The sequence below is a fragment of the Plantactinospora mayteni genome, from assembly GCF_016862935.1.
Classification (GTDB): domain Bacteria; phylum Actinomycetota; class Actinomycetes; order Mycobacteriales; family Micromonosporaceae; genus Plantactinospora; species Plantactinospora mayteni.
Window position 1 is genome coordinate 21,939 of the sequence record NZ_BONX01000051.1, and the last position, 23,912, is coordinate 45,850.

21 protein-coding genes and 1 pseudogene are annotated in these 23,912 nt (G+C 73.0%); 9 read left to right on the top strand and 13 right to left on the bottom strand.

Annotated features, from left to right (window positions below; translation table 11 throughout):
• Positions 1–25 precede the first annotated feature (25 nt).
• Positions 26–1,240: pseudogene (locus Pma05_RS33615) on the bottom strand (MFS transporter); the annotation flags it as partial.
• 149 nt (positions 1,241–1,389) lie between these two features.
• Positions 1,390–2,043: a pyridoxamine 5'-phosphate oxidase gene (gene pdxH / locus Pma05_RS33620; RefSeq protein WP_203861550.1), complete on the bottom strand. Its 654-nt coding sequence runs from the start codon at positions 2,041–2,043 to the stop codon at positions 1,390–1,392.
• Between the two features lie 246 nt (positions 2,044–2,289).
• On the opposite strand from pdxH, the gene Pma05_RS33625 reads away from it, so the two are divergent.
• The 3 genes from Pma05_RS33625 (at position 2,290) to sepH (ending at position 6,043) form a co-directional block, all read left to right on the top strand.
• Positions 2,290–3,396: a citrate synthase 2 gene (locus Pma05_RS33625; protein WP_203861551.1), complete on the top strand. Its 1,107-nt coding sequence runs from the start codon at positions 2,290–2,292 to the stop codon at positions 3,394–3,396.
• 256 nt (positions 3,397–3,652) lie between these two features.
• Positions 3,653–4,780 carry a phosphoserine transaminase gene (gene serC, locus Pma05_RS33630; RefSeq protein WP_203861552.1) on the top strand — a complete coding sequence of 376 codons (1,128 nt, stop codon included), beginning with the start codon at positions 3,653–3,655 and terminating at the stop codon, positions 4,778–4,780.
• A 189-nt stretch (positions 4,781–4,969) separates the two neighbouring features.
• Positions 4,970–6,043: a septation protein SepH gene (sepH, locus tag Pma05_RS33635; protein ID WP_203861553.1), complete on the top strand. Its 1,074-nt coding sequence runs from the start codon at positions 4,970–4,972 to the stop codon at positions 6,041–6,043.
• A gap of 154 nt (positions 6,044–6,197) precedes the next feature.
• Here the strand turns inward: sepH and Pma05_RS33640 are convergent, their stop codons facing one another.
• The 6 genes from Pma05_RS33640 to Pma05_RS33665 form a co-directional block, all read right to left on the bottom strand.
• The gene (locus tag Pma05_RS33640; protein ID WP_203861554.1) at positions 6,198–6,956 is read right to left on the bottom strand and encodes a 2'-5' RNA ligase family protein; all 759 of its coding nucleotides are present in this window, start codon (positions 6,954–6,956) and stop codon (positions 6,198–6,200) included.
• Positions 6,957–6,983: 27 nt separating this feature from the next.
• Complete coding sequence (locus Pma05_RS33645; protein ID WP_239313654.1) at positions 6,984–7,493, bottom strand: hypothetical protein; 510 nt, start codon at positions 7,491–7,493, stop codon at positions 6,984–6,986.
• A 148-nt stretch (positions 7,494–7,641) separates the two neighbouring features.
• Positions 7,642–8,547 (bottom strand): maleylpyruvate isomerase N-terminal domain-containing protein, encoded by a 906-nt coding sequence (locus Pma05_RS33650; RefSeq protein WP_203861555.1) that lies wholly within the window; start codon positions 8,545–8,547, stop codon positions 7,642–7,644.
• 115 nt (positions 8,548–8,662) lie between these two features.
• Positions 8,663–9,949: an MFS transporter gene (locus tag Pma05_RS33655; protein ID WP_203861556.1), complete on the bottom strand. Its 1,287-nt coding sequence runs from the start codon at positions 9,947–9,949 to the stop codon at positions 8,663–8,665.
• 104 nt (positions 9,950–10,053) lie between these two features.
• Positions 10,054–10,503 (bottom strand): MarR family winged helix-turn-helix transcriptional regulator, encoded by a 450-nt coding sequence (locus Pma05_RS33660; RefSeq protein ID WP_203861557.1) that lies wholly within the window; start codon positions 10,501–10,503, stop codon positions 10,054–10,056.
• Between the two features lie 107 nt (positions 10,504–10,610).
• Positions 10,611–12,098, bottom strand: coding sequence for an NCS2 family permease (locus Pma05_RS33665; RefSeq protein ID WP_203861568.1), 1,488 nt, complete (start codon positions 12,096–12,098; stop codon positions 10,611–10,613).
• A 171-nt stretch (positions 12,099–12,269) separates the two neighbouring features.
• On the opposite strand from Pma05_RS33665, the gene Pma05_RS33670 reads away from it, so the two are divergent.
• Positions 12,270–12,479 carry a DUF2530 domain-containing protein gene (locus tag Pma05_RS33670; protein ID WP_203861569.1) on the top strand — a complete coding sequence of 70 codons (210 nt, stop codon included), beginning with the start codon at positions 12,270–12,272 and terminating at the stop codon, positions 12,477–12,479.
• 13 nt (positions 12,480–12,492) lie between these two features.
• On the opposite strand, the gene Pma05_RS33675 is transcribed toward Pma05_RS33670, so the two are convergent.
• A complete protein-coding gene (locus Pma05_RS33675) occupies positions 12,493–13,314 on the bottom strand; it encodes a DUF3027 domain-containing protein (RefSeq protein WP_203861558.1) in 822 nt (273 codons plus the stop codon).
• A 117-nt stretch (positions 13,315–13,431) separates the two neighbouring features.
• On the opposite strand from Pma05_RS33675, the gene Pma05_RS33680 reads away from it, so the two are divergent.
• The 3 genes from Pma05_RS33680 (at position 13,432) to Pma05_RS44125 (ending at position 17,008) form a co-directional block, all read left to right on the top strand.
• The gene (locus Pma05_RS33680) at positions 13,432–15,162 is read left to right on the top strand and encodes an MFS transporter (protein ID WP_203861559.1); all 1,731 of its coding nucleotides are present in this window, start codon (positions 13,432–13,434) and stop codon (positions 15,160–15,162) included.
• Between the two features lie 11 nt (positions 15,163–15,173).
• Entirely contained in the window at positions 15,174–15,806 is a 633-nt protein-coding gene (locus Pma05_RS33685) for a futalosine hydrolase (protein ID WP_372441606.1), read from the top strand.
• A 182-nt stretch (positions 15,807–15,988) separates the two neighbouring features.
• On the top strand, positions 15,989–17,008 hold the full coding sequence (locus Pma05_RS44125; protein ID WP_239313656.1) for a 1,4-dihydroxy-6-naphtoate synthase: 1,020 nt from the start codon (positions 15,989–15,991) through the stop codon (positions 17,006–17,008).
• Here the strand turns inward: Pma05_RS44125 and Pma05_RS33700 are convergent.
• Both Pma05_RS33700 and Pma05_RS33705 read right to left on the bottom strand, forming a co-directional pair.
• On the bottom strand, positions 16,969–17,355 hold the full coding sequence (locus Pma05_RS33700; RefSeq protein ID WP_101368382.1) for a cold-shock protein: 387 nt from the start codon (positions 17,353–17,355) through the stop codon (positions 16,969–16,971). The genes Pma05_RS44125 and Pma05_RS33700 overlap by 40 nt on opposite strands.
• A 36-nt stretch (positions 17,356–17,391) precedes the next feature.
• On the bottom strand, positions 17,392–17,976 hold the full coding sequence (locus tag Pma05_RS33705) for an HAD family hydrolase (protein ID WP_203861570.1): 585 nt from the start codon (positions 17,974–17,976) through the stop codon (positions 17,392–17,394).
• A 154-nt stretch (positions 17,977–18,130) separates the two neighbouring features.
• Here Pma05_RS33705 and Pma05_RS33710 point away from each other — a divergent pair, with 154 nt between their 5' ends.
• Positions 18,131–20,593, top strand: coding sequence for a helicase-associated domain-containing protein (locus Pma05_RS33710; protein WP_203861561.1), 2,463 nt, complete (start codon positions 18,131–18,133; stop codon positions 20,591–20,593).
• A gap of 129 nt (positions 20,594–20,722) precedes the next feature.
• On the opposite strand, the gene Pma05_RS33715 is transcribed toward Pma05_RS33710, so the two are convergent.
• Both Pma05_RS33715 and Pma05_RS33720 read right to left on the bottom strand, forming a co-directional pair.
• A complete protein-coding gene (locus tag Pma05_RS33715; protein ID WP_372441604.1) occupies positions 20,723–21,025 on the bottom strand; it encodes a hypothetical protein in 303 nt (100 codons plus the stop codon).
• Positions 21,026–21,065: 40 nt separating this feature from the next.
• Positions 21,066–21,953: a L,D-transpeptidase family protein gene (locus Pma05_RS33720; RefSeq protein WP_203861562.1), complete on the bottom strand. Its 888-nt coding sequence runs from the start codon at positions 21,951–21,953 to the stop codon at positions 21,066–21,068.
• Between the two features lie 149 nt (positions 21,954–22,102).
• On the opposite strand from Pma05_RS33720, the gene Pma05_RS33725 reads away from it, so the two are divergent.
• Entirely contained in the window at positions 22,103–23,782 is a 1,680-nt protein-coding gene (locus Pma05_RS33725; protein WP_203861563.1) for a DNA repair helicase XPB, read from the top strand.
• The last annotated feature ends 130 nt before the right edge of the window (positions 23,783–23,912 follow it).

Consider the following 23,912-nt stretch of genomic DNA (forward strand, 5'->3'; position numbering starts at 1 on the left):
CCGACTGCTCGTCGTCGGGGTGCGGGGCACGGTAGCGCACCAGCGCCGGGAAGAGGACGCCCAGCAGCAGCGCGAGGATGGCCGCCACCACCCCGCCGCCCACCCAGGCGAAGCCGACCCCGAAGGCGGCGGCGGTACTGCCGGCGCGCAGGTCGCCCAGCCGGGGGCCGCCCGCCACCACCGTGATGTTCACCCCCTGCAACCGGCCGCGCAGCCGGTCCGGGGCGTAGACCTGCAACATCGACTGCCGGAAGACCGCGCTGACCAGGTCGGCCGCCCCGGCCACCGCGAGCAGTACGACCGCCAGCCAGAGCTGCCGGGCCAACCCGGCGGCGGCGATCGCCAGCCCCCAGCCGATCACCGCGCCGACCAGGGCCAGCCCCTGCCGGCGGACCCGGCTGATCCAGCCCGAGGTGAGGCCGCCGAGTACCGACCCGATGGCGATCGCGCTGAACAGCCAGCCGACCGCCGAACCGCCGCCGAACCGCTCCTGTGCCACCTCGGGGAAGAGTGCCCGGGGCATCGCCAGCACCATTGCGATGATGTCGACGGCGAAGGAGAGCAGCAGCACCGGCGTGGTGGCCAGATAGCGGAACCCGTCCACCACGCTGGCCAGGCCAACCCGGCGGGGCGGCCCGCCGTCGTCCAGCGGCGGCATCGACGGGAGCCGGTAGGTGGCCCAGAGCGAGACGGTGAAGAGCACCGCGTCGACGGCGTACGCCACCGGGAGGACCGCCTCGACCGGGCCGGCCGAGAAGACCAGCCCGGCGGCGAGCGGACCGAGTACGCCACCAGCGGTCGTGGTGGTGTAGCCGAGCGTGTTCGCGGCCGGCACCAACGAGGTGGGTACCAGCCGGGCGATGATCGCCTGTCGGGCCGGTGAGCTGATCGCGAACGCGGTGGTCTGCACCGCGACCAGTACCAGCAGCAGGATCGGGCTGCCGACCCGGAACAGCGCCTGGAGCAGTAGCCCGAGGGTGGAGATCCACATCAGCACCGAGCTGGCCAGCAGCAGCTTGCGCCGGTCCACCGCGTCCGCGACGGCACCGCCCCAGAGGCCGAAGACCAGCAACGGGACGAATCCGGCGATGCCCAGCAGGCCGACCCAGAGCGACGCGTCGGTCAGCGCGAACATCTCCACCGGTACGGCGACCGCGGTCAACTGGAAGCCGAACATCGAGACGCCGTTGCCGATCCACAACCGCCGGTACGCCGGCACCCGCAGCGGGCGTACGTCCATCGCCCATCGGGCGAACCGGCCCCGTCGCGCGTTCCCGGCGGCGGCCGGCTCGGCGGTCTCGCCCGGCTCGGGGACCGGGCTCGCCACCACGGTCTCCCGGCTCGGCCCGGAGTCCCCGCCGGACCGGTCGGCGTCGGAGTCAACGCCGGTCAAGGCGCCAACCGCTCAATGATCCAATCGTCCGCACCGGTCAGACGGTAGCGCAGTCGATCGTGCAGCCGGCTGGCCCGTCCCTGCCAGAACTCCACCGTCGCCGGCACCACCCGCAGGCCGCCCCAGTGCGGCGGTGGCGGCACCGGCACCCCGTCGGAGAACCGCTCGGCGGCGGCCCGGAACCGGTCGTCGAGCACACCCCGGTCGGAAAGCACCTCCGACTGCGGGCTCGCCCAGGCACCGAGCTGCGATCCGCGCGGCCGGCTGGCGAAGTACGCCTCCGTCTCGGCCCGGTCGACCGGCCCGATCGTGCCGCAGATCACCACCTGCCGCTGCATCGGGAACCACGGCAGCAGCAGGCTGGCGTACGGGTTGACCCGTGCCTCGGTGCCCTTGCGCGACCGGTGGTTGGTGTAGAAGACCAGCCCGCGCTCGTCGTACCCCTTCAGCAGGACGGTCCGGGTGCTGGGCCGCCCCTCGGTGTCGGCGGTGGCCACCACCATCGCGTTCGGCTCCGGCAGCCCGGCCGCGATCGCGTCGAGGAACCAGCGGTGGAACTGCGTCCACCAGTCGGCCGCCAGCTCCGCCTCGGCGAGCCCCTCGGCCGCACCGTACTCCCGGCGCAGCTCGGCCGGCGGTGTGTCCGGCATCACGTCACATCCTTGTCCGTCGATCGAAGGCGGGTACCCGCGCCGACCCGGTCGAGCCGGCGGGCGCCCCGGGGCGAGCCCGTCCCTGCCGCATCATGTCGCGCGTAGCACAACCGTGACCTCTCGCAAAGTTAGTTACCCAGCAGGCAAGATGGCACGAATACATCGCTGAGTACCCCAAGGGCTCGCGCCGGATACACCGCCGGGTGAGCCCTGAATGCACGGACGACCGATCCAGGAGTGCACATGTCCGACTTCAAACCGGGGCTGGAAGGCGTGATCGCCTTCGAGACCGCCATCGCCGAGCCTGACAAGGAAGGGGGGTCGCTGCGCTATCGCGGGGTCGACATCGAGGACCTGATCGGCCAGGTCTCCTTCGGCAACGTCTGGGCGCTGCTCGTGGACGGCCGGTTCGGTCCCGGTCTGCCCCCGGCCGAACCGTTCCCGGTACCGGTGCACTCCGGCGACATCCGGGTCGACGTGCAGTCCGCGGTGGCGATGCTCGCGCCGTACTGGGGGCTGTCCCAGTTTCTCGACATCTCCGACGAGCAGGCCCGGGAGGACCTGGCCCGGGTCTCGGTGACCGCGCTCTCCTTCGTCGCCCAGTCGGCGCGCGGGCTCGGCCTGCCGGCCGTACCGCAGAAGGAGATCGACAAGGCGCAGACCATCGTCGAGCGGTTCATGAAGCGCTGGCGGGGTGAACCCGACCCGCGGCACGTCAAGGCCGTCGACGCCTACTTCATCTCCGCCGCCGAGCACGGTCTGAACGCCTCCACCTTCACCGCCCGGATCGTCGCCTCGACCGGTGCCGACGCCGCCGCCTGCATCTCGTCCGGCATCGGCGCGCTCTCCGGCCCGCTGCACGGCGGTGCGCCGTCCCGGGTACTGCACATGATCGAGGCGGTGGAGCGCAGCGGCGACGCCGAGGGGTACGTCAAGGGCGTACTCGACCGGGGCGAGCGGCTGATGGGCTTCGGGCACCGGATCTACCGGGCCGAGGACCCGCGCGCCCGGGTGCTCCGGCGTACCGCCAAGGAGCTGGGCGCGCCCCGCTTCGAGATCGCCGAGGCGCTGGAGAAGGCCGCCCTGGCGGAGCTGCACGCCCGCAAGCCGGACCGGGTACTCGCCACCAACGTCGAGTTCTGGTCGGCCGTGGTGCTCGACTTCGCCGAGGTACCGGCGCACATGTTCACCTCGATGTTCACCTGTGCCCGGATGGGCGGCTGGAGCGCGCACATCCTGGAGCAGAAGAAGCTGAAGCGGCTGGTCCGGCCGGCCGCCCGGTACACCGGCCCCGGACAGCGCCTGCCCAACCAGGTGGAGGGCTGGGACGCCGTACCGCACAACGCCTGAGCTGCACGAAGGGCCCCATTCCGACGCCGGGGAGGGGCCCTTCGGCGTATCCGGGTCCGGTGCCGGCCGGATGTGGCGCAGAACCCGTACGCATTTGGCGCAGAACCCGTACGGATGTGGGGCAGAACTCAGCCGCCGCCGTGGGATCGTCCCCCGGGCCGCGCGGCGCGGGTGCGAGGATGGGAGGGCGGCAGCGTCGCCGGATCAACCGCTCGGCTCACGGGCCTCTCGGCCCACCGGAAGGATCTTCGTAACCGTGGCTGACGTATCCACCATTCGGATTCCCGACGAGATCAAACCCGCTGACGGCCGGTTCGGCTGCGGCCCGTCCAAGGTGCGTCCGGCTGCGGTCTCCGCGCTGGCCGACGTCGCCACCAGCTACCTCGGCACCTCGCACCGGCAGAAGACCGTACGCGACCAGGTCGCCCGGCTGCGCCGCGGCATCGCCGAGTTCTTCTCCCTGCCCGAGGGCTACGAGGTGGTGCTCGGCAACGGCGGCACCACCGCCTTCTGGGAGGTGGCCACCTTCGGGCTGGTCCGCGACCGGGCCCAGTTCGCCAGCTTCGGCGAGTTCGGCGCCAAGTTCGCCAAGTCGGTCAAGGACGCCCCGTTCCTGGGCGAGTCGACCGTGCGCAAGTCCGACCCGGGCAGCGCGCCGTCGCTGGTCGCCGAGGCCGGCGTCGACGTCTACGCCACCCCGCACAACGAGACCTCGACCGGCGTCGCGGTGCCGATCCGCCGGGTGGCCGGCGCCGACGACGACGCGCTGCTGCTGGTCGACGCGACTTCCGGGGCCGGCGGCCTGGAGGTGGACGTCCGGGAGACCGACGTCTACTACTTCGCCCCGCAGAAGTGCTTCGGCTCCGACGGCGGGATCTTCCTCGCCCTGATGTCGCCGGCCGCGCTGGCCCGGGCCACCGAGATCAAGTCCTCGGGGCGCTACATCCCGGCCTTCCTCGATCTGGTCACCGCGATCGACAACTCGCGGCTGGAGCAGACCTACAACACCCCGGCGCTGGCCACCATCTTCCTGGCCGCCGAGCAGACCGACTGGATGAACGCGCAGGGCGGGCTGGCCTGGGCGGCCAAGCGCACCGCCGAGAGCGCCGCCATCGTGTACGGCTGGGCCGAGCGCTCCGCCGTGGCGACACCCTTCGTGACCGACCCGGCACTGCGCTCCAATGTGGTGGCCACGGTCGACTTCGCCGAGGGTGTGGACGCGACGGCGATCGCCAAGGCGCTGCGGGCGAACGGGATCGTCGACACCGAGCCGTACCGCAAGCTCGGCCGCAACCAGCTCCGGGTCGCGCTCTTCCCGGCCGTCGAGCCCAGCGACGTGGAGGCCCTCACCACCTGCGTCGACTACGTGGTCGACCGACTCTGAGTCCCCCTGTGCTCCTCTCGGGCCGGTCGGTTGGACCGCCCGACCCGAGAGGATCGAAACACCCAGCTCACCCGCGACATGCGGGCGCGCCTCTCCCCAACGGGTGACAGACCGGCGTACCGTGTGACGAGGACGCCCGGGTGGCTGACCTGTGGCGTGGGGCCAGCGAGGCGGGACGGAGGCAACGCGATGCGGCCAGTACGCTTCGTCGCCCTCTCCGAGGACGGCCAAGCTATGGTGCTCACCGACGAGGTGGGCCGTCTTCTCGCGCTGCCGATCGACGAGCGGGTCGCGACCGTCCTGCACAACGAGCCGGGCAGCGCTCCACTGGCGGCGGTCGGTCCCGGCACCGAGTCGGCACCCTCGCTGTCGCCCCGGGACATCCAGGCCCGAATCCGCTCCGGCGAGTCGGCCGAGGACGTGGCCCGGATCGCCGGTGTCCCGGTCGACCGGGTGCTGCGCTACGCCGGCCCGGTGCTCCAGGAGCGGGCGATGCTCGCCCAGCACGCCCGGCGGACCCGGCTGAAGAACGCGGAAAACCAGGCACCGCTCGCCGAGATCGTCGACGGCCGGCTCTCCCAGCACGGCATCGACACCGAGAAGATCTCCTGGGACGCCTACCGGCGCGACGACGGCACCTGGCGGATCATCGCGACCTGGCCCTCCGGCAAGGCCACCGCCCAGGCGATCTGGGATCTCGACAAGGCGCGCCAGGCGGTGACGCCGCACGACGACATGGCGCAATACCTCTGCGCCGAGCGCCCCGCACCGCTGCTCGGCCAGGAGCCCGCGCCGGAACGCGGCGGCCACGCCCTGCCCGGACCGTCCCGGGTGGAGCCGAGCCGTGGCGGGCACGGCCTGCCGGCGGCGGCCGGCGACCACCACGCCCGGCCCGGCCGGGATCCGATCCGGGCCGGCCGGGACGCGCTGCTCGCCGGGCTCGACCGGCCGCTCGGCTCGACCGCCGGTCGCGGCCTCGACCCGGCCGCGTCGATGGCGTCGCCGGACGCGCCCCGGCAGCGTCCGGTCTCCGGTGGTGCCGCCGCGCTGCTCGGCGGCGGCCCCGGCTCCGCGTTCGACGACGACGCCGACGCCCCGAAGGAGGTTCCGGCGGTGCCGTCGCTGGCGGTGCTCCGGCCCCGCCGCGCCTCCGGGCCAGGCTCCGGCGAGTCCGGTGACGCCTCCGGCAAGCCGCGCAAGCGCCTGCCGAGCTGGGACGACGTCCTCTTCGGCAGCGGCCCCGCCGCCCGCGAAACCTCCTGACGCCCTCGCACGTCCGCCGGTCCACCCGCTTCATGATCGACGTTGGGCGGACCGGCGTGGCAGGGCGAAGGAGTGGAATACACCAATCTCGGCCGGACCGGCCTGTCAGTGAGCCCGGGTCCGGAGGCGTGGCCCCCGCCGGCGGGCGGAGCCGCTACAGGGGCCAGGCCGCCAGCCGATCGTACGTCGGCCGGGGGCCGAGGTGGCTGCGCATCAGCACCAGCTCGGTCGCCGGCCAGGACGGCCCGAGATATCCGTCGAGGGTACGCAGGTCCTCGTCGAGGCTTTCCTTGTCCAGTCGGTCGCCCGGGCGGGCCAGGGTGAGGTGCGGTCGCAACGGCCGGAAGTCGAACGGGATCCGGGACCGGCGCAACTCCCGCCGTACCGCCCCGGCCAGCCCGCGCAGGGCGTCGACCTCGCCGAGTAGCCCCACCCAGAGCACCGTGAACCGGCCGCGCCCGAACCGGCCACCGCCACCGAACTGGAGCCGGGGTGCCCGCCGAGCACCGGACCTGCCGGAGTCCCCGAGGCTCGCCCGGAGCGCCGCCGGAGCCCGGTGTTCCGCCACCGGTTGCCCGACCGACTCGGCCGACTCCGTCGGTTCCGCGCCGGGCTGACCACCTGGGCGAGGCGGGACGGCGATCCCGACCCGCCGCTCTCCCGTCGCGCGGCGGCGCCGGGCCGGCGGGTGGTGCCACAGCTCGACGGCCCGGGCGAGCGCCTCCTGCACCGTGCGCAGCCGGTCGTCCGGTACCTCGCCGAGGAACGCGACGGTCACGTGCAGGGTCGACCGGGCGGTCAGCCGTACGTTGATTCCGGCGTCGGCCGCCGCGCCGATCCGGAGCCGGTGTGTCTGCGCGACGATGTCGTCCAGCGCCTCCGGCGGCGGATAGACGGCCACGAAGAGCCTCATCTCAGCGCCGGGTCACCGGCGGGCGGGTCAACTGCTGCCCTGGCGCGGCCCGGCCTGCGGGGACGGCAGGATCAGGCCGGCTGCCTGCAACTCGCCCTCGACGCGTAGCCGCTCGATCTCCAGGTCGACGCCGTCGAGGTCGCCGAGGTGCTCGGCCACGCCCAGGCACCGGCTGGCCAGGCGCAGCCGGTCGTCGTATGCCTCCAGCACCGCGTCCTGCCAGAGCCGGGACCGGCCGGCGATGCCGAGCCGCTGGTCGCCCAGCCGGCGCAGGTCGGCGGCGATCCGCTCGATCGCCGGATGGTCCACCCGGTCGAACTCGGTGAGGTCGACCTCCCGGGCGAGCGCGTCCACTTCGAACGCCCGGTCGAGGCGGTTGATGGCCCGGCGCAACCGCCGGCTGTCCCGGCGATCGGCGACCCAGCAGGCGAACCGGTCGATCAGCTCGTCGACGCAGATCAGCGCGGCAACGGCGGCCGGCAGGCAGACAACGGCAAGGAGGGCCAGCGGCAACGCGAAAGTATGCACGATGGCCACGTCCTCCGACGCTAACCGGCGGCACCCCGGCCCGCCACCGGTTTTGCAATCAACGAATATTGAACGCTCTTCAACCTCTCCTTGCGGTTCGGGGTGGCCGCGCTGGGAGGCGGGGCGGGCGCGCCACTCTGTCCAGGTCGAAAAGGCTTCACCGGGTCGCCGGAGCGAGCGTCAGGCGCAGCCGCTCGACCGCCGCCCGGTCGCCGGCCCACCTGACGGCGTCGTCGGCCGACCGCCGCCAGAGCCAGAGCAGCAACCGCTCCGGACTCGCGCTGATGGTCGCCGCCGCCCCGGCCCCGGCCAGCCCGTCGTCGGGCGATCCGCCGCCGCCGGACGACGCGTTGTCACCCGGTCCGCCGCTGGTCGGCGGGGCGGCCAGCAGCCGGCCGCTGGGCGTCGCCGGGCCGGGTGCCGGGTCCGGCGGGGCGCTCCGTTCGGCCACCGCGACGCCGGCCCGGACGGCGGCCCGGTCGGTCGTGACCGTCGCGCCGTCCGGGCCGAGCCGGACCAGCCAACCCGCCGGCCCGGTGGTGGCCAGCACCGTCACCTCGGGCTCGGGGAGTACGTCGGTGAAGTCCTCGGGCCAGCGCCGCGAGCCGTACGCCAGGAAGATCCGCAGTACCTCGTCGATGCCGTCGACGGCGAGGTCGGTGGGGATCTCCGCCACCGGCTGGGCGGTCGCCAGCTCCGCGTCGACCCGGTGCACGACCGTCTCCTGTGCCATCCGCCGGAGCCAGAAGCCGACGGTCTGGTCAGGGTCGTACCAGGTGGGTGCGAGCGCGGCCGAATCCCGGCTGTCGAACTCGGCGCGCAGCGCGGCACCGGCCCGGTCGAGCAGCGCCAACGGCTCCTCTCCGGACAGGTCCGGCGGCCACGCCGACGGAATCCGCCCGGTCCGCATGCACTCCACCTTGTGCAGGTAGACCACGGCGACGTGCCGGACCAGATCGGCGACGGTCCAGTCCGGACAGCTCGGTACGGCGGCGGCCAGATCGGCGGACGCGACCTGCCGCAGCCGGGCCTGGTCGGCGGCCAGGCACTCCAGAAGTCGCACGCGCAGCATGAGGCCAGCTAACCAGAGGGGTCCGACGCCCGCAGGACGCCGCGCCATCGACGGTTGCCGGTCGACGACGCGGCCTCCCGATTGCCGTACCTGCCCGCCGGGTGGCTCACATGTCGGCCGGGTGTACCACGTAGAAGCGGGGCAGCGGGAGGATGCGCAGCCGGAGCCGGGTACCGGTGCGGTGCAGTTGCCAGATCAGCGCCGTACCGGCGGTGGCCAGCGAGATCAGGCCGCCGATCCAGATGCTCGCGCCGGCACCGAAGCGCTCGGCGATCCAGCCGATGATCGGCGCGCCGACCGGGTTGGTGCCGAGGAAGACGAGCACCCAGAGCGACATCACCCGGCCCCGGAACGCCGCGTCGACACCGAGCTGCACCCGCTGGTTGGACGCCTGGGCGAAGAAGACCATGAAGAACCCGGTCAGCGGCAGCAGGAGCACCACCAGCCAGTACGTCGGAGCGAGCCCGACCAGGGTGCCGCAGACGCCGGTCGCCACGGCGGCGCCCAGCACCACCCAGACCGACGGCCGGCTGCGCCGGCCGCTGCCGGCCAGCGCTCCGGCCAGGGCGCCCACCGCGAGCGCGGTGGTGAACAGGCCGAACGAGGCGGCCCCGGTGTGGAAGGTGGTCTTGGCCAGCGCCGAGAGGGTGAGCTGGAAGTTGAACAGGGCCAGTCCCATCACCGACATCAGCACCATCGGCAGCACCAGGTCGGAGCGGCGGGCGACGTACCGGAGGCCGTCGATCACCCGGGCGGAGCCCCGCTCGGCGAGCGGCGGCAGCTCGTCGCGGTGCAGCTCGGCCGGGCGCATCCGCACCACGAAGATCACCGGGGCGATCGAACTGAGCGCGCTGACCAGGAAGACCGGGCCGACGTCGAAGAGGGCGATCCCGACCCCGGCCACCGCCGGGCCGATGATCCGGGCCGAGTTGAACGTGGCGGCGGAGAGCGCCAGCGCGTTGGGCAGCAGTGGGGTGCCGACGAGTTCGGAGACGAAGGACTGGCGTACCGGGGTCTCGACGGCGTTCGCCACCCCGAGCAGGCCGGCGAAGACGAAGACGTGCCAGAGCTGCACGATGCCGGTGATCACCAGCACGCTCATGCCGAGCGCCAGCAGGCTCCAGGTGCAGTTGGCGACGAAGAGCAGCAGGCGCTTGTCGTACCGGTCGGCGAGGCGGCCGGAGAGCAGGGTGAGCAGGAGCACCGGGGTGAACTGAAGGGCGATGACCACGCCGAGGGCGGAGGCCGAGTTGTCCGAGAGGTCCAGGACGAGCCAGTCCTGCGTGGTGAACATCATCCACACGCCGATCAGCTTGATGAGCTGACCGGTGGCGAAGAGCCGGTAGTTGCGAACCGTCAGGGACTGGAAGGTGGTGCTCAGCTTTGCCCGCACTCGGGGTGCGCCTCCTCGGGTCGTACGCGTCATCCCGACCTCCGACCTCGACGTTGCGGTCGGAAGGTCCTAGCGGACGAAGCGGACCCGGTCCTCTGCGGCGGTCAGTCGCGCGCCACCTTTTGCAGGATCTCCGCGGCACGCTGGAGCGCGTCGCGGTCCTCGGGGGTCAGCTCGGCGAGCCGGCCGGCCAGCCACTCGTTGCGGGCCCGGTCGAACTGGGCGAGCATCGCGCGGCCGGTGTCGGTGGTCGCCAGGATGACCTGTCGGCCGTCGGTCGGATGGGGGGTGCGCTGCACGAGGCCGCGCTCCTCCAACTTCGCGACGATCTTGGTCATCGTCGGCGGCTGGACCCGTTCGGTGTCGGCCAACTCGCGAGGCGTCAGCGCGCCGGCCAGCTCCAGGCTGGTCAACGCGGAGAGCTGGGTCCCCGTGAGGTCGCCGACCGGCCGGGTCTGCCGTACCCGTCGGTTGAGTCGGGTGATCGCGTCGCGCAGCAACGTCGCAAGCTGCGCCGGTGGCATGCGCTTCGCCATCACCGTCCACTCCGTCACGGTCGTTAGCCTAACTAATAAGCTAGGCTAACGACCACCGATTATGACTACTGTCACCGAGACCCGGCGCCGTGCCGTTCCACAAGCTAGCCGTGCTGTTCCACAGGCTAGAACAGCACGGTTTCGATCGGGCCGCGCAGGAAGTAGAGCACGAAGAGGGCGGCCACCCCGTAGAGCAGCGGGTGCACCTCCCGGGCCTTGCCCCGGGCGACCTTGACCACCACATAGCTGATCACGCCGGCCCCGATGCCGTTCGAGATGGAGTAGGTGAACGGCATCAGCACGATGGTCAGGAACGCCGGGATGGCGATCTCGTAGTCGGCCCAGTCGATGGTCCGCACCGCGGTCATCATCAGGAACCCGACGATCACCAGCGCCACGGAGGCCGCCTCGAACGGCACCACCACGACCAGCGGGGCCAGGAACATCGCCAGCAGGAACAACCCGCCGGTGACCAGGTTGGCCGCCCCGGTCCGGGCACCCTCCGCGACCCCGGCGGCACTCTCGATGTACGACGTGTTGCTCGACGTACTCGCCGCACCGCCGGCCGCCGCGGCGATCGAGTCCACCAGCAGGATCTCCCGGGTACGCGGTGGCATCTTCTGCTCGTCGAGCAGCCCACCCTCCTGGCCGACCGCCACCATCGTGCCCATGGTGTCGAAGAAGTCCGTGATCAGCAGCGTGAAGACGAACAGGATCGCCACCAGCACACCGGCCCGCTGCCAGGAGCCGAGCAGGTCGAAGTGACCCAGCAGGGAGAGGTCCGGAGTGTCCACCACCCGCTCCGGCAGCGCCGGCACGTTCAGCGACCAGCCGGCCGGGTTGGGCTGGCCGTCCACCACCGACGGGCCGACCTTGGCGATCGCCTCCACCACGATCGCCAGTACGGTCGAGGCGAGAATGCCGATCAGGATCGCGCCCCTGACCCGCCGTACCACCAGGACCAGGGTGACCAGCAGCCCGAGTACGAAGACCAGCGCCGGCCAGGTGACCAGCTTGCCGCCGACGCCCAGCCCGACCGGCACGGTGGTGTTGGCGGCGTCCGGGATCCGCCGGACGAACCCGGCGTCGACCAGCCCGATGATCGTCAGGAACAGCCCGATGCCCACCCCGATCGCGGTCTTCAACTGGGTCGGCACCGCCCGGAACACGGCGGTACGCAGCCCGGTCAGCACCAGCACCGCGATGATCACACCCTCGATCACCACCAGGCCCATCGCGTCGGCCCAGGTCATCTGCGGGGCGATCTCGAACGCCACCAGCGCGTTGACGCCGAGCCCGGCGGCCAGTGCCAGCGGGAATCGGCCGACCACCCCCATCAGGATCGTCATCACCCCGGCTACCAGGGCGGTCGCCGCGGCCAGCGCCGGGATGGCCAGCCGGGCGCCGTCCCCGTCGACGGCGCTGCCCAGGATCAGCGGGTTGAGCACCACGATGTAGGCCATCGTGAAGAAGGTGGCGAGCCCACCGCGTAGTTCCCGGCTCACCGTCGAGCCGCGCGCCGTGATCTCGAAGTACCGGTCGAAGGCGTTACCGGCGCCGGACCGGCCGGTCGGCTTCGTCGGGGGGCCGGACTGTGTCGGGGCGTTGTCCATCGGGTCCTCGCAGGGGGATACGAGTGTGCTCGGGGCACCGTTGATCGGGGCATCGTCCCAGATCAACGGTTTCCCGCAAAGGTCCTTCCCGGTTACCAACCCCCACCAGCACCGCCGTACGCTGGGACGGTGCCCGAGGAGGAGCCGCGGATCGAGCCGCTCGACCCGCCGATGGTCCCGTTCGCCGTCGCCGGGATCGTTGCCTGGGCGGTCGTCGGGCTGGTGCTGCTGGTCTTCTTCCGGGACTGGCTCGCCGACACCGGCCGCGACCACTGGCTCTGGATCTGTCTTGCCGGCTTCCTCGTCGGCTTTCCGGGGCTGGCCGTGATGCTCCGGCACGACGCCAACCGCCGTCGCCGCCGCGCCGGCACCCCTCGCTGAGGCGGCTTCCGGGTCAGCCGTGCCCGTACGGCTCCGGAGGCTCGGCGGCCTCGACCGAGCCGGGTGCCCGGCTGACCGCGACCGCCTCGACCTCGCTGTCGTCGTAGATGGTCGGCAGCTCGTCGACCGGCGTCTCGGCCGACTCGACCAGCGTCTCCGAGTGCGCCCCGCAGCCGTGGTCGGCGCTGACCGCCCGGCCGTCGTCCGGGGCGAAGAAGTTTCCGCAGACCCCGAAGGACTGGCGCAGCGCGCCGGCCAGCGGAAGATAGAAGCCACAGGTGCCGCAGCGGGCGGCCCGCGGCGCGGCGACCGCGATCGGCGCGCTCGGCCCGTGATCGCCGTCGTACCACCGCTGGGCGGTCTCGGTCCGGCCCTCCCGGGACATCACCCGGGGCCGCCCGAGGCCCAGCTCCCAGGCCGTCTCCTCCACCGCCGGATCGTCCGAGAGCAGGTAGCCGGGGGCCAGCCGCTCGTCGTCCGGCGGGGTGGGCAGCAGGTCGCCGACCCCGAGGTCACCCGGCTGGAGCCGCTCCTGCCAGGGCAGCCAGCTCGGCGCGAGCAGCGCGTCGGGGCCGGGCAGCAGGAACGTCTCGCAGACCGTGACGTGCCGGGAGCGCGGTATCCGGGTTACCGTCACCGCCCACCGCCAGCCCTGGTAGCCGGCCATCCGGCACTCGAAGAGATGCGTCACGAGTCGGTCGCCCTCGGCGATCGCTCCCTGGTGGTCGCCGACGTCGGCCGGGTCGACCTCCGTGATGCCGTCCCGCGCCACGTCGACGGCGCTGGCGCAGACCTGGTCGAGGCGGGCGGCTCTGGCCGTGGTGCTCCTGGTCACTCACCCATTCTTGCCTATCCTTGACGGCGGGTCGGCGGCACTCCCCGGCACCGTCACCACAGAGATATCTCGGCACAGATCCGACGGTCGTCGACCGGATGGGCGAGGATGATGCTCATGCCGCTGTTCACCCGCTCTGGGCGATCGGTCCCCGGGCGTGTCGTCGGTACGGCGATCCGGGCCGTCAGGCTGCTCTTCCGGGGTTCGCTCGGCAGCGCCCGCTGGACGACCCGACGGGTCGCCCGGGTACGCGCCAAGGGCGCCGGCGGCGAGACCGGGATGGTCCGGCTCTTCGACCTGCACGCCGCCTCGTGTGCCGGCGACACGCTGATCACGATCGGCCTGGCCGGGACGATCTTCTTCAACGCCCCGCTGGGCGAGGCGCGGAGCAAGGTCGCGCTCTACCTGTTGATCACTATGGTGCCGTTCGCGCTGCTCGCCCCGGTGGTGGGGCCGCTGCTCGACCACTTCCGGCACGGCCGCCGCTACGCCCTGGCCGCCACCATGCTCGGGCGGGCCTTCCTGGCCTGGCTGATCTCGGACTACATCCACGGCTTCGGCCTCTACCCGGCCGCCTTCGGCGTACTGGCGCTGTCCCGGGCGTACGGGGTGGCCCGGTCGGCGGCGGTACCCCGGCTGCTGCCGGAGGGGATCGGGCTCTCCCAGGCCGGTGCCCGGGCCAGCGTGTACGGCTCGATCGCCGGCGGCCTGGTCCTGCCGATCGGGTTGGCCGCGTTCTGGTTCGGTCCACAGTGGCCGCTCCGGGTCGCCTCGGTGATCTTCCTGGTCGGCATGGTGATCGCGTTGCGCCTGCCACCCCGGGCCGACTCCGACGCGCCCGAGACGGTGCCGAGGGCCTTCCAGGCGCTCCGCCCCGGCCGAAACGGGCGGGAACGGGCGCTCAGCCGCAGCGGCCCGGGCGGCCGGCTGGTGATCAGTGCCCTGGTCGGCAGCGCCGTCCTGCGCGGCGTCTACGGCTTCCTGCTGCTCTTCCTCGCCTTCGCGATCAAGGCCGGCGACCTCGACACCGAACTCTTCGGCCGCCAGCACGGCGCGGAGGTCGCGCTCGGGGTGGTCGGCGCCGGTCTCGGCATCGGGACGTTCCTGGCCACCGCTCTCGGCACCCGGCTGCGCATCCAGCGTCCGGTCGTACTCCAGGCCGCCGGCCTGGTGGTGGTGACCGGGGTCGGGATACTCGCCACGCTCCGGTTCTCGCTGCTGCTGGTCGCCCTGCTCTGCCTGGTCACCGCCGTGATCAGCGGCATCGCGAAGCTGGCCGTCGACGCCTCGATCCAGGAACGGGTCCCGGAGCGGCTCCGGGCGACCGGGTTCGCGCACTCCGAGACGGTGTTGATGCTGGCCTTCGTGGCCGGCGGCGGGCTCGGTCTGGTACCGCTGAACGGCCGGATCGGGATCGGCCTGCTCACCGGCCTCGCCGCCGTCGGTACCGTCTGGGCGTTCGTCGTCGCCACCCGACTGCGCGGCGAGCGGCTCTCCGGGCGGGCGATGGCCGACGGCGATTCCCCGGACGCCAGCCGTCCCGACGCGGACCGGTCCGCCCCGGAGCCACCCGCCGACCGGCGGCCCAGCGATCGGCGGCCCAGCGATCGGTCGCCCGGCAATCAGCCGGCCGGCGCGGAGCAGCCCAGCGACCGGCGGCCGGCCGACGATCCGGCGCCCACCCTCAACCTCCGCCCCGACGACGAGCCGACCGGCGGCGTACCGGCGGAGGACGACGAGGATCCGCAGCTCGCGCCCCCCGGCTACCACATCTACCGGCCGTCGTCCGCGGTACCCGGCGCCGGGCCGGGCGAGGAGGGCTCGCGCCGGGAAACCCGGGGGAAGTAGTGGGCGACGGAATACTCGTGGTCACGGCCGTCGCGGCCGAGGCCGAGGCGGTACGCGCCGGCCTGGTCACCGACGCGGTCACCGTCGCGCCGGTCGGGGTCGGTCCGGCCGCGGCCGCCGCCGGCACCGCCCGGCTGATCGCGCTGGCCGAGGCGGCCGGACGGCCGTACCGGGGAGTGCTCAGCACCGGCATCGGCGGCGGCTTTCCCGGCCGCGCCCCGGTCGGCGGGATCGTGGTCGCCACCCGCAGCGTCGCGGCCGACCTCGGCGCCGAGTCGCCGGACGGTTTCCTCCCGCTCGACGAGCTGGGTTTCGGCACCACCGTCCTGCCCGCCGCCCCGGCCCTGCTGGACGTACTCCGGGCCGGGCTGCCGCAGGCGGTCACCGGCGCGATCCTCACCCTGGCCACCGTGACCGGCACCGCCACCACCACCGCCGCCCTGCTGGCCCGGTACCCGGATGCGGTGGCCGAGGCGATGGAGGGGTACGGGGTGGCGACCGCCGCCGTCGCCGCCGGGCTCCCCTTCGCCGAGCTGCGTACGATCTCCAACCCGATCGGCCCCCGGGACCGCTCCGCCTGGCGGATCGGCGACGCCTTCGCGGCCCTGACCGCCGCCTTCGCCACGGTCGGCCAGAAGCTGTAAGCCGAGGGTCGGTTCCGGGTCTCGACCGAGTGGGCCAGACCTCCCCTGGAACACGGACCCGCCCCTGCACTCAGCTCGACAGTCTCCGGGCGAGGGTGCCCGGGGACGGCGGCCAACGTGACCTACCCAACCGGGCGCGGACGGCCGGGCGGCGGCGGGAGCGGTCGAGTTAGCGTGGACCCGTGGCGCTCTCGCTGGCGATCTCGCCCTGCCCCAACGACACCTTCGTGTTCCACGCCCTGGTGCACGGACTGATCCCCGGTGCCCCGCCGGTCGAGGTGACCTACGCCGACGTGGACGTCACCAACACCGCCGCCGAACGCGGGGCGTACGACCTGGTCAAGGTGAGTTACGCGGCGCTGCCCTGGCTGCTCGACGACTACCATCTGCTGCCCTGCGGCGGGGCGTTGGGCCGGGGCTGCGGGCCGCTGGTGCTGACCCGGGGCGACGGTCCGGGCGGCGGCACGGACGACGGCCCAGCCGACAGCGCGGACAACGGCCCAGGCAGCGGCGCTGACAACGGCTCAGGCGACAGCCCAGGCGGCGCAGACAGCTCAGTCGGCGCGGGCAGCCCAGGCGGCGGGGGCAGCCCAGGCGGCGGGGGCAAGGGCGGCGGGGGCAAGGGCGGCGGGACGGACCGTGCCGACCTGACCGGGGCGACCGTGGCGGTGCCCGGTGACCGGACCACGGCGTACCTGCTGTTCCGGCTCTGGTCGGCGGAGCGGCCTCCGGCGCGGATCGAGGTGGTCCCGTTCCACGAGATCATGCCGGGCGTGGCGGCCGGCCGGTACGACGCCGGGCTGGTCATCCACGAGGCCCGCTTCACGTACCGCCGGCACGGGTTGACCGCCCTGGTCGACCTCGGCGAGTGGTGGGAGGCCGACACCGGGCTGCCGATCCCGCTCGGCGCGATCCTGGCCCGCAAGGGTGTCGTCGACCCGGCCGAGGCGACCGGCTGGATCCGCGACTCGGTACGCCGGGCCTGGGCCGACCCGGCCGGCACCGAGGAATACGTGCTCGCGCACGCCCAGGAGATGGAGCGCGACGTGGTCGACCGGCACATCGCGCTCTACGTCAACGAGTTCACCGCCGAGCTGGGCGCCGAGGGCCAGGCCGCGATCGACGCCCTGCTCGGCCGGGCGGCGGCTGCCGGGCTGACCCCTCAGATCTCCAGTTCGCGGGCGACCGCGTGGACGAGCTGAGCCACCGTCTGCGCGGTCTTCCGGTCGGGGAACCGGCCCCGGCGCAGGTCCGGCTGGACCTTCGCCTCCAGTACCTTGATCATGTCTTCGACCAGGCCGTGCAGCTCCTCGGCCGGCCGGCGACGAAGCTCCGCCATGGACGGTGGCGCGTCCAGCAGCTTCACCCCGAGCGCCTGTGCGCCCCGGCGACTGTCCACGACGCCGAACTCGACCCGCTGGCCGCCCTTCAGGTCGGTGACACCAGCCGGCAGCGCGCCCTTCGGCAGGAACACGTCGCCACCCTCGTCACTGGTGACGAACCCGTATCCCTTGGCCGCGTCATACCACTTCACTCGACCCGTCGGCACCTGAAGACCTCGACTCCCCTGATGAGATTGCTGTCCTCACAAGGCTAGCCGCATCAGCCGCCGAAGCGCCTGTGGGAATCCGGTCAGGTCGCCGAGCACCAGATCGGCGCCGGCCGCAAGCAGCTCGTCGCCGTCGTGCGAGCCGGTGGTGACACCGAGGCCGGGGATGCCGGCGGTCCGCGCGGCGAGCATGTCGGCGACGTGGTCACCGACGTAGAGTTCCGCGCCGTGCGTGGTCAGCGCGGTCGCCTTCTCCGCCGCGAAGAGTTCGCCGACCAGCTCGTCGACCCGCATGCCGAGGTGTTCCAGGTGCAGCCGGGCCAGCGGGCCGTACTTGCCGGTGACCACCACCACGCGCAGGCCCACCGCCCGTACCTCGGCCAGCGCCTCGATCGCGCCGGGCAGCGGCCGGGACATCGTGATCGCGTACTCGGGATAGAGCGACCGGTAGACCTCGACGGCCTCCTCCAGCCGCTCCGCCGGAAACCAGTTCCGCAGTTCGGTCCGGAGCGGTGGGCCGAGCCGGGACACCACGGCGTCGGCGTCGACGTACACCCCGGTGGCGGCGGTCAGGGCGCGGTAGGCGGCGGCGATCCCCGGCCGGGTGTCGATCAGGGTCATGTCGAGGTCGAACCCGATCGCTGGGGCAGTCACTCCGCCATGATCGCACTCACGCTGCTGACCCGGGTCGCGGGATGTCGCCGGAAACCACCCCCGGTTCCGGTCGGCGACCGACGCGCACGACCGGCGCCTGGCCGGATAGCGTGGAAAGACGATGAGCACACTCGCCGACCACCTGCGGGCGCTGCCCGACGAGGCGCTGGCCGCCCTGTTCCGGCTGCGTCCGGACCTCGTCGTGCCGGTACCGACCGATCTGTCCGCCCTGGCGGTCCGCGCCCAGTCCCGGGTGTCGGTGGCCCGGGCCCTGGACGGGCTCGACGAGTTCACCCTGCGGATCCTGGACGCGGCCCGGCTCACCCGTGACCAAGATCATGGCGAGACGTCGACCGAGAGCATCCTCACCCTGGCCACCGGGACCGGCCGCCGGGTCGACCGGGCCGCGGTCCGCTCCGCCGTCGACCGGCTCCGGGCGCTCTTCCTGCTGTACGGGCCGGAGGAGTCGCTGCGGGTCGTGCCGGGCGCGGACGAGGTCTGCTCGCCGTACCCGGCGGGGCTGGGCCGGCCGGCGGCGGAGCTGGACCCGGAGACGGCGGCGCTGGTCGCGGACCCGGCCCGGCTGCGCCGGACCCTGCTGGCCGCGCCGCCGCCGGCCCGGGCGATCCTGGACCGGCTCGCCGCCGGACCCCCGGTCGGTACGCTGCCGGCCGCCACCCCGCCCGGCGAGGGCGCCGCCGCCCCGGTCTCCTGGCTGGTCGACAACGGCCTGCTGGTCCCGGTCACCGAGCCCAGCGGCCTGGCCGGCAAGCCGACCGCCGTCGAACTGCCCCGGGAGATCGGCCTACTGCTGCGCCGCGAGTCCGGGCCGCTCGGCCCGCTCCGTCCCACCCCGCCGACGGTGGCCGGGGCGGCCCGGGAGCCGAAGGCCGCCGACTCCGCCGGGGCCGGTCAGGCGATGGAGGCGGTACGCCACACCGAGGCGCTGCTCGAACAGCTCGCCGCCGAACCCGCCCCGGTACTCCGCTCCGGTGGACTCGGGGTACGCGACCTGCGCCGGCTGGCCCGGGCCGGCGGGCTGGACGAGTCGACCGCCGCGCTGCTGCTGGAGGTGGCGTACGCGGCCGGGCTGCTCGGCGAGCTGGACCTGCCCGGTGCCGCCACCACCCGGAACGGGGCGGACCAGCAGATGCTGCCGGCCGCCGGCTACGAGGGCTGGCGGGACGGCTCGCTGGCACACCGCTGGGAGCACCTGGCCCGGGCCTGGCTCAGCATGACCCGGCAGGTGGGGCTGGTCGGCCAGCGCGACGACCGGGACCGGCCGATCACCGCGCTCTCGGCCGAGGCGGAGCGGGCCGGGGTGCCGGCGGTACGCCGGGCCGTCCTCGACGTGCTCGGTGACCTCGAACCGGGCGCCGCGCCGAGCGTGGACGAGGTGGTCGACCTGCTCGCCTGGCGCTCGCCCCGGCGCAGCCTGGGCCGGGAGGCCGGGCAGCGGGAGGTACTCGCCGAGGCGGCTTTGCTCGGCGTCACCGGGCTCGGCGCGCTCAGCACGTACGGCCGGCTGTTGCTGGCGCAGTGGACCGCCGGGGACACCCGGCTCGGCGAGCCCGGCGACGACCCGCTCGGCGTCCGGCCGGACGCGGGCGGTGCGGCCGGGGGTGGTTCCGCCGCCGTCCGGGCCCTGGACGCGCTGCTGCCTGCGCCGGTCGACCACTTCCTGGTGCAGGCCGACCTGACCGTGGTGGTACCGGGGCCGCCGGAGCCGACCGTCGCCGCCGAACTGGCCACGGTGGCCGAGCACGAGTCGGCCGGCGGGGCCAGCGTCTACCGGGTCACCGGGGCGAGCGTGCGCCGGGCGCTGGACACCGGCTATGCCGCCGAGGACCTGCACGCGCTCTTCAAGCGCCGGTCCCGGACGCCGGTACCGCAGGGGCTGACCTACCTGATCGACGACGTGGCCCGCAAGCACGGCGGGCTCCGGGTCGGCTCCGCCGGGGCGTACCTGCGCAGTGACGACGAGGCGCTGCTGACCGAGGTACTCGCCGACCGCCGGCTCGCCCCGATGTCGCTGCGCCGGCTGGCGCCGACCGTACTCACCACCCCGCACCTGGTGGGGCGGCTGCTCGCCGCGCTGCGCGAGGCCGGGTACGCGCCGGTCTCCGAGGACGCCACCGGGACGACGGTGCTGACCCGGCCGAAGGTACGCCGGGCGCCGGCCCGGGGCTCGGTCGCCAACCGGGTCGCCGATCCACTGGCCACGCCGAGGCTGACCACACCGAGGCTGCTCGGCATCGTGCAGCAGGTCCGCCGGGGTGACGCCGCGGCCCGGGCGGCCCGCCGGGCCCCGAGTACGGTCCGGGGCGCCGGGCGGCCGGGCGGGACCGGGCCGGGGATGCCGACCGCGCACGCGCACACCCAGGCGCTGGCCGTACTCCAGCAGGCGGTCCGGGACAAGGCGCTGGTCTGGGTCGGGTACGTCGACGCGCACGGCGCCACCGCGTCCCGGCTGGTCCGGCCGGTCTCGATCGGCGCCGGTTACCTCCGGGCCGAGGACGAGCGCACCGAGATGCTGCACACCTTCGCCCTGCACCGGATCACGGCGGCGGTACTGGACGAGTGAGCCGTCCGGCCCGACTCAGTCGCGGTCGGGGGCGCCTCAGTGAACCTTTTTCAACCTGAACCGCGCGGCGCTCGCGCCCCGCGTTCAACCTCGCGGTCCATCGGACCGCAAGGGGAGGTTGAAAAAGGTTCAGTCGCGGCGGTGCTGCCGGACCGAGCCGACCACGGAGACGATCAGCAGCAACGTGAAGGCGGCGCCGAGCCCCTCGCCGAGCGAGTCGACGAAGCCCTGCTGCTGCACCAGCCAGCCGAAGAGCACCCAACTGGCCAGCACCACCGCCACGCTGGCGTACGCCAGCACGGTGGCCCGGGAGACGGGGGCCGGAACGGGTGGCGGGGCGGTCGGTGGGTCTGTTTCGGACCTCAGCTCGCCGTCGACCGTCATCTGCGAACCCTCCCGCCACGACGCCTGCTCCGAGTTCCAGACTCGCACCTGGCAGGCGGTTACGACAGGTTCACCGACCGAAGTCGCGTCAGGTGCCGGGGCGGCGGCCCATCACGTGCACCCGGGTGCCCACCTTGCCGAGTTGCCACATCTTGCGGGCGTCGCTGGGCAGCAGGTTGACGCAGCCGTGCGAGCCGATCCCCTTGTTGTGCAGATAGGTGGTCGTCTCGTGGAAGCCGATCCCGCCGACGAAGCGCTGCCAGTACGGCAACCACACCTCGTACGGGTCGGACCACTCCTTGGTGTTCCGGAAGTTGATGCTGTAGGTGCCGGCCGGCGTGGCGTACCCCGACATGCCGGTGCGGGTGACGGTGGGCGCCATCACCACCGTCTTGCCACGCATCGCCCAGACCGTTTGCAGGGTCAGGTCGACGCAGAAGGTCGTACCGCTGCCGGTCTTGCACTTGCCGGTGTCGGTGCGGGCCAGCCGCCGGGCCACGTCGGCGGTGGTCGGGCCGGCCCGGCCCTCGGCCGGCCGGATGTCGTAGCGGCGCTGGAACTTCTTGATCGCGGCGCAGTCGGCGGCGGACTGCCGGCCGTCGACGGTGACCGGGCCGAATCCGCCGAGCCGGGCCAGATAGCCCTCGACCTCGCGCTGCCGCTCCCCCTGCGGGCAGCCGGCCGGCGGCTTCGGCGAACTGCTGCGGGTCGGCTTCTTCGTCGGCGTCTTCGTCGTGGGCGTCTTCGTCGTCGGCGCGGACTTGCTCGGGGTGGTCTGCGGAGTCGGGGTGGTTTCTTCCTGGTCCGGCGCGGGCGGCGCGCTCGCCCCCGTTGCGTCCTCCGCCGCCCCGACCGGCGTGAGCCCCCCGGCGGCTCCCGACTGGTCCGACTGCGGATCAAACGCGCACGCACCGGCGCCGAACAGGGTGACCGCCACTAGAGTGATCAGACCGGTGCCAAGACGCGTCAGTACCATCTGCCCTCCCCAGAAGCCGTCGACACCTAGACGCACGGGAGTACCGCTTCGGTTGCCCCAGGTGAAGAATTTTTCCGGTTCGTTATCCATCGTGCAAGACTGGAGGGTCGGTGCGTGGGACGCCCGACCCGGAACGGGAGGGCGTGAGCGTGAGCGGCGGACCACTGATCGTGCAGTCGGACAAGACCCTGCTGCTGGAGGTCGACCATCCGGACGCGCTCGCCTGCCGGATGGCGATCGCGCCCTTCGCCGAGCTGGAGCGCTCGCCGGAGCACGTGCACACCTACCGGCTGACCCCGCTGGGCCTGTGGAACGCCCGGGCGGCCGGACACGACGCCGAGGGCGTGGTCGACGCGCTGCTGCGGTTCTCCCGCTATCCGGTGCCGCACGCGCTGCTGGTCGACGTCGCCGAGACGATGGACCGGTACGGCCGACTGCAAATCGTCGCGCACCCGACGCACGGCCTGCTGCTCCGGGCGGTGGACCGGATGGTGCTGATCGAGGTCGCCAAGAGCAAGAAGCTGGCCGGCATGCTGGGCGCGAAGGTCGACGACGACACCATGGTCGTGCACCCGTCCGAGCGGGGCCGGCTCAAGCAGGCGCTGCTCAAGCTGGGCTGGCCGGCCGAGGACCTGGCCGGCTACGTGGACGGCGAGGCGCACCCGATCGAGCTGGCCACCGAGGGCACCGACGGGCGGCCGGGCTGGGAGCTGCGGTCCTACCAGCGGGAGGCGGTGCAGACGTTCTGGGCCGGCGGGTCGGGCGTGGTGGTGCTGCCCTGCGGGGCTGGCAAGACCCTGGTCGGGGCCGCAGCGATGGCCGAGGCGAAGGCGACCACGCTGATCCTGGTCACCAACACCGTGGCCGGTCGGCAGTGGAAGCGGGAGTTGATCGCCCGCACCTCGCTGACCGAGGAGGAGATCGGGGAATACTCCGGCGAGCGCAAGGAGATCCGTCCGGTCACCATCGCGACGTACCAGGTGCTGACCGCGCGGCGCGGCGGCGCCTTCACCCACCTGGACCTGTTCGGGGCCCGGGACTGGGGCCTGGTGATCTACGACGAGGTGCACCTGCTGCCGGCGCCGATCTTCCGGTTCACCGCCGACCTCCAGGCCCGCCGCAGGCTCGGCCTGACCGCCACCCTGGTCCGGGAGGACGGCCGGGAGGGCGACGTCTTCTCGCTGATCGGCCCGAAGCGGTACGACGCGCCGTGGAAGGACATCGAGGCGCAGGGCTGGATCGCCCCGGCCGACTGCACCGAGGTACGCGTCACGCTGACCGACGCCGAGCGGATGGCGTACGCGGTCGCCGAGCCGGAGGAGCGCTATCGGGTGGCGGCAACCGCCCGGACCAAGCTCCCGGTGGTCAAGGCACTGGTCGAGCGGCACTCCACCGACCAGGTGCTGGTGATCGGCGGCTACATCGACCAGCTCCACGAGCTGGGCGAGGCGCTGGACGCGCCGATCGTGCAGGGCTCGACCACCAACAAGGAACGCGAGCGGCTCTTCGACGCGTTCCGGGCCGGCGAGGTCTCCACCCTGGTCATCTCCAAGGTCGGCAACTTCTCCATCGACCTGCCGGAGGCGGCGGTGGCGATCCAGGTCTCCGGCACCTTCGGCTCCCGGCAGGAGGAGGCACAGCGGCTCGGCCGGGTACTCCGGCCGAAGGCGGACCGCCGGCAGGCGCACTTCTACACGGTGGTCTCCCGGGACACCATCGACACGGAATACGCGGCACACCGACAGCGCTTCCTCGCCGAGCAGGGGTACGCGTACACGATCGTCGACGCTGACGACGTACTCGGCCCGCCGCTGCCCAGCGTGGAGTGAGCTGTCTCCCGGCTCAGCAGAAATCCACAATGCTGTCTGATCGACGTTGGTCGCCTTGAGGGCTGCCATCAGCGCCAGGACACATGTTCGAGCTTGCTACGTTCGGTTACCGCACAGCGGAGGTACGCGA

Excerpts from the sequence above, each read along its gene's own strand:
- pdxH (WP_203861550.1), bottom strand. The coding sequence starts at position 2,043 with ATGCCGGACACACCGCCGGCCGAGCTGCGCCGGGAGTACGGTGCGGCC.
- Pma05_RS33625 (WP_203861551.1), top strand. The coding sequence starts at position 2,290 with ATGTCCGACTTCAAACCGGGGCTGGAAGGCGTGATCGCCTTCGAGACC.
- sepH (WP_203861553.1), top strand. The coding sequence starts at position 4,970 with ATGCGGCCAGTACGCTTCGTCGCCCTCTCCGAGGACGGCCAAGCTATG.
- Pma05_RS33640 (WP_203861554.1), bottom strand. The coding sequence starts at position 6,956 with ATGAGGCTCTTCGTGGCCGTCTATCCGCCGCCGGAGGCGCTGGACGAC.
- Pma05_RS33665 (WP_203861568.1), bottom strand. The coding sequence starts at position 12,098 with ATGGACAACGCCCCGACACAGTCCGGCCCCCCGACGAAGCCGACCGGC.
- Pma05_RS33670 (WP_203861569.1), top strand. The coding sequence starts at position 12,270 with ATGGTCCCGTTCGCCGTCGCCGGGATCGTTGCCTGGGCGGTCGTCGGG.
- Pma05_RS33680 (WP_203861559.1), top strand. The coding sequence starts at position 13,432 with ATGCCGCTGTTCACCCGCTCTGGGCGATCGGTCCCCGGGCGTGTCGTC.
- Pma05_RS33705 (WP_203861570.1), bottom strand. The coding sequence starts at position 17,976 with ATGACCCTGATCGACACCCGGCCGGGGATCGCCGCCGCCTACCGCGCC.
- Pma05_RS33710 (WP_203861561.1), top strand. The coding sequence starts at position 18,131 with ATGAGCACACTCGCCGACCACCTGCGGGCGCTGCCCGACGAGGCGCTG.
- Pma05_RS33720 (WP_203861562.1), bottom strand. The coding sequence starts at position 21,953 with ATGGTACTGACGCGTCTTGGCACCGGTCTGATCACTCTAGTGGCGGTC.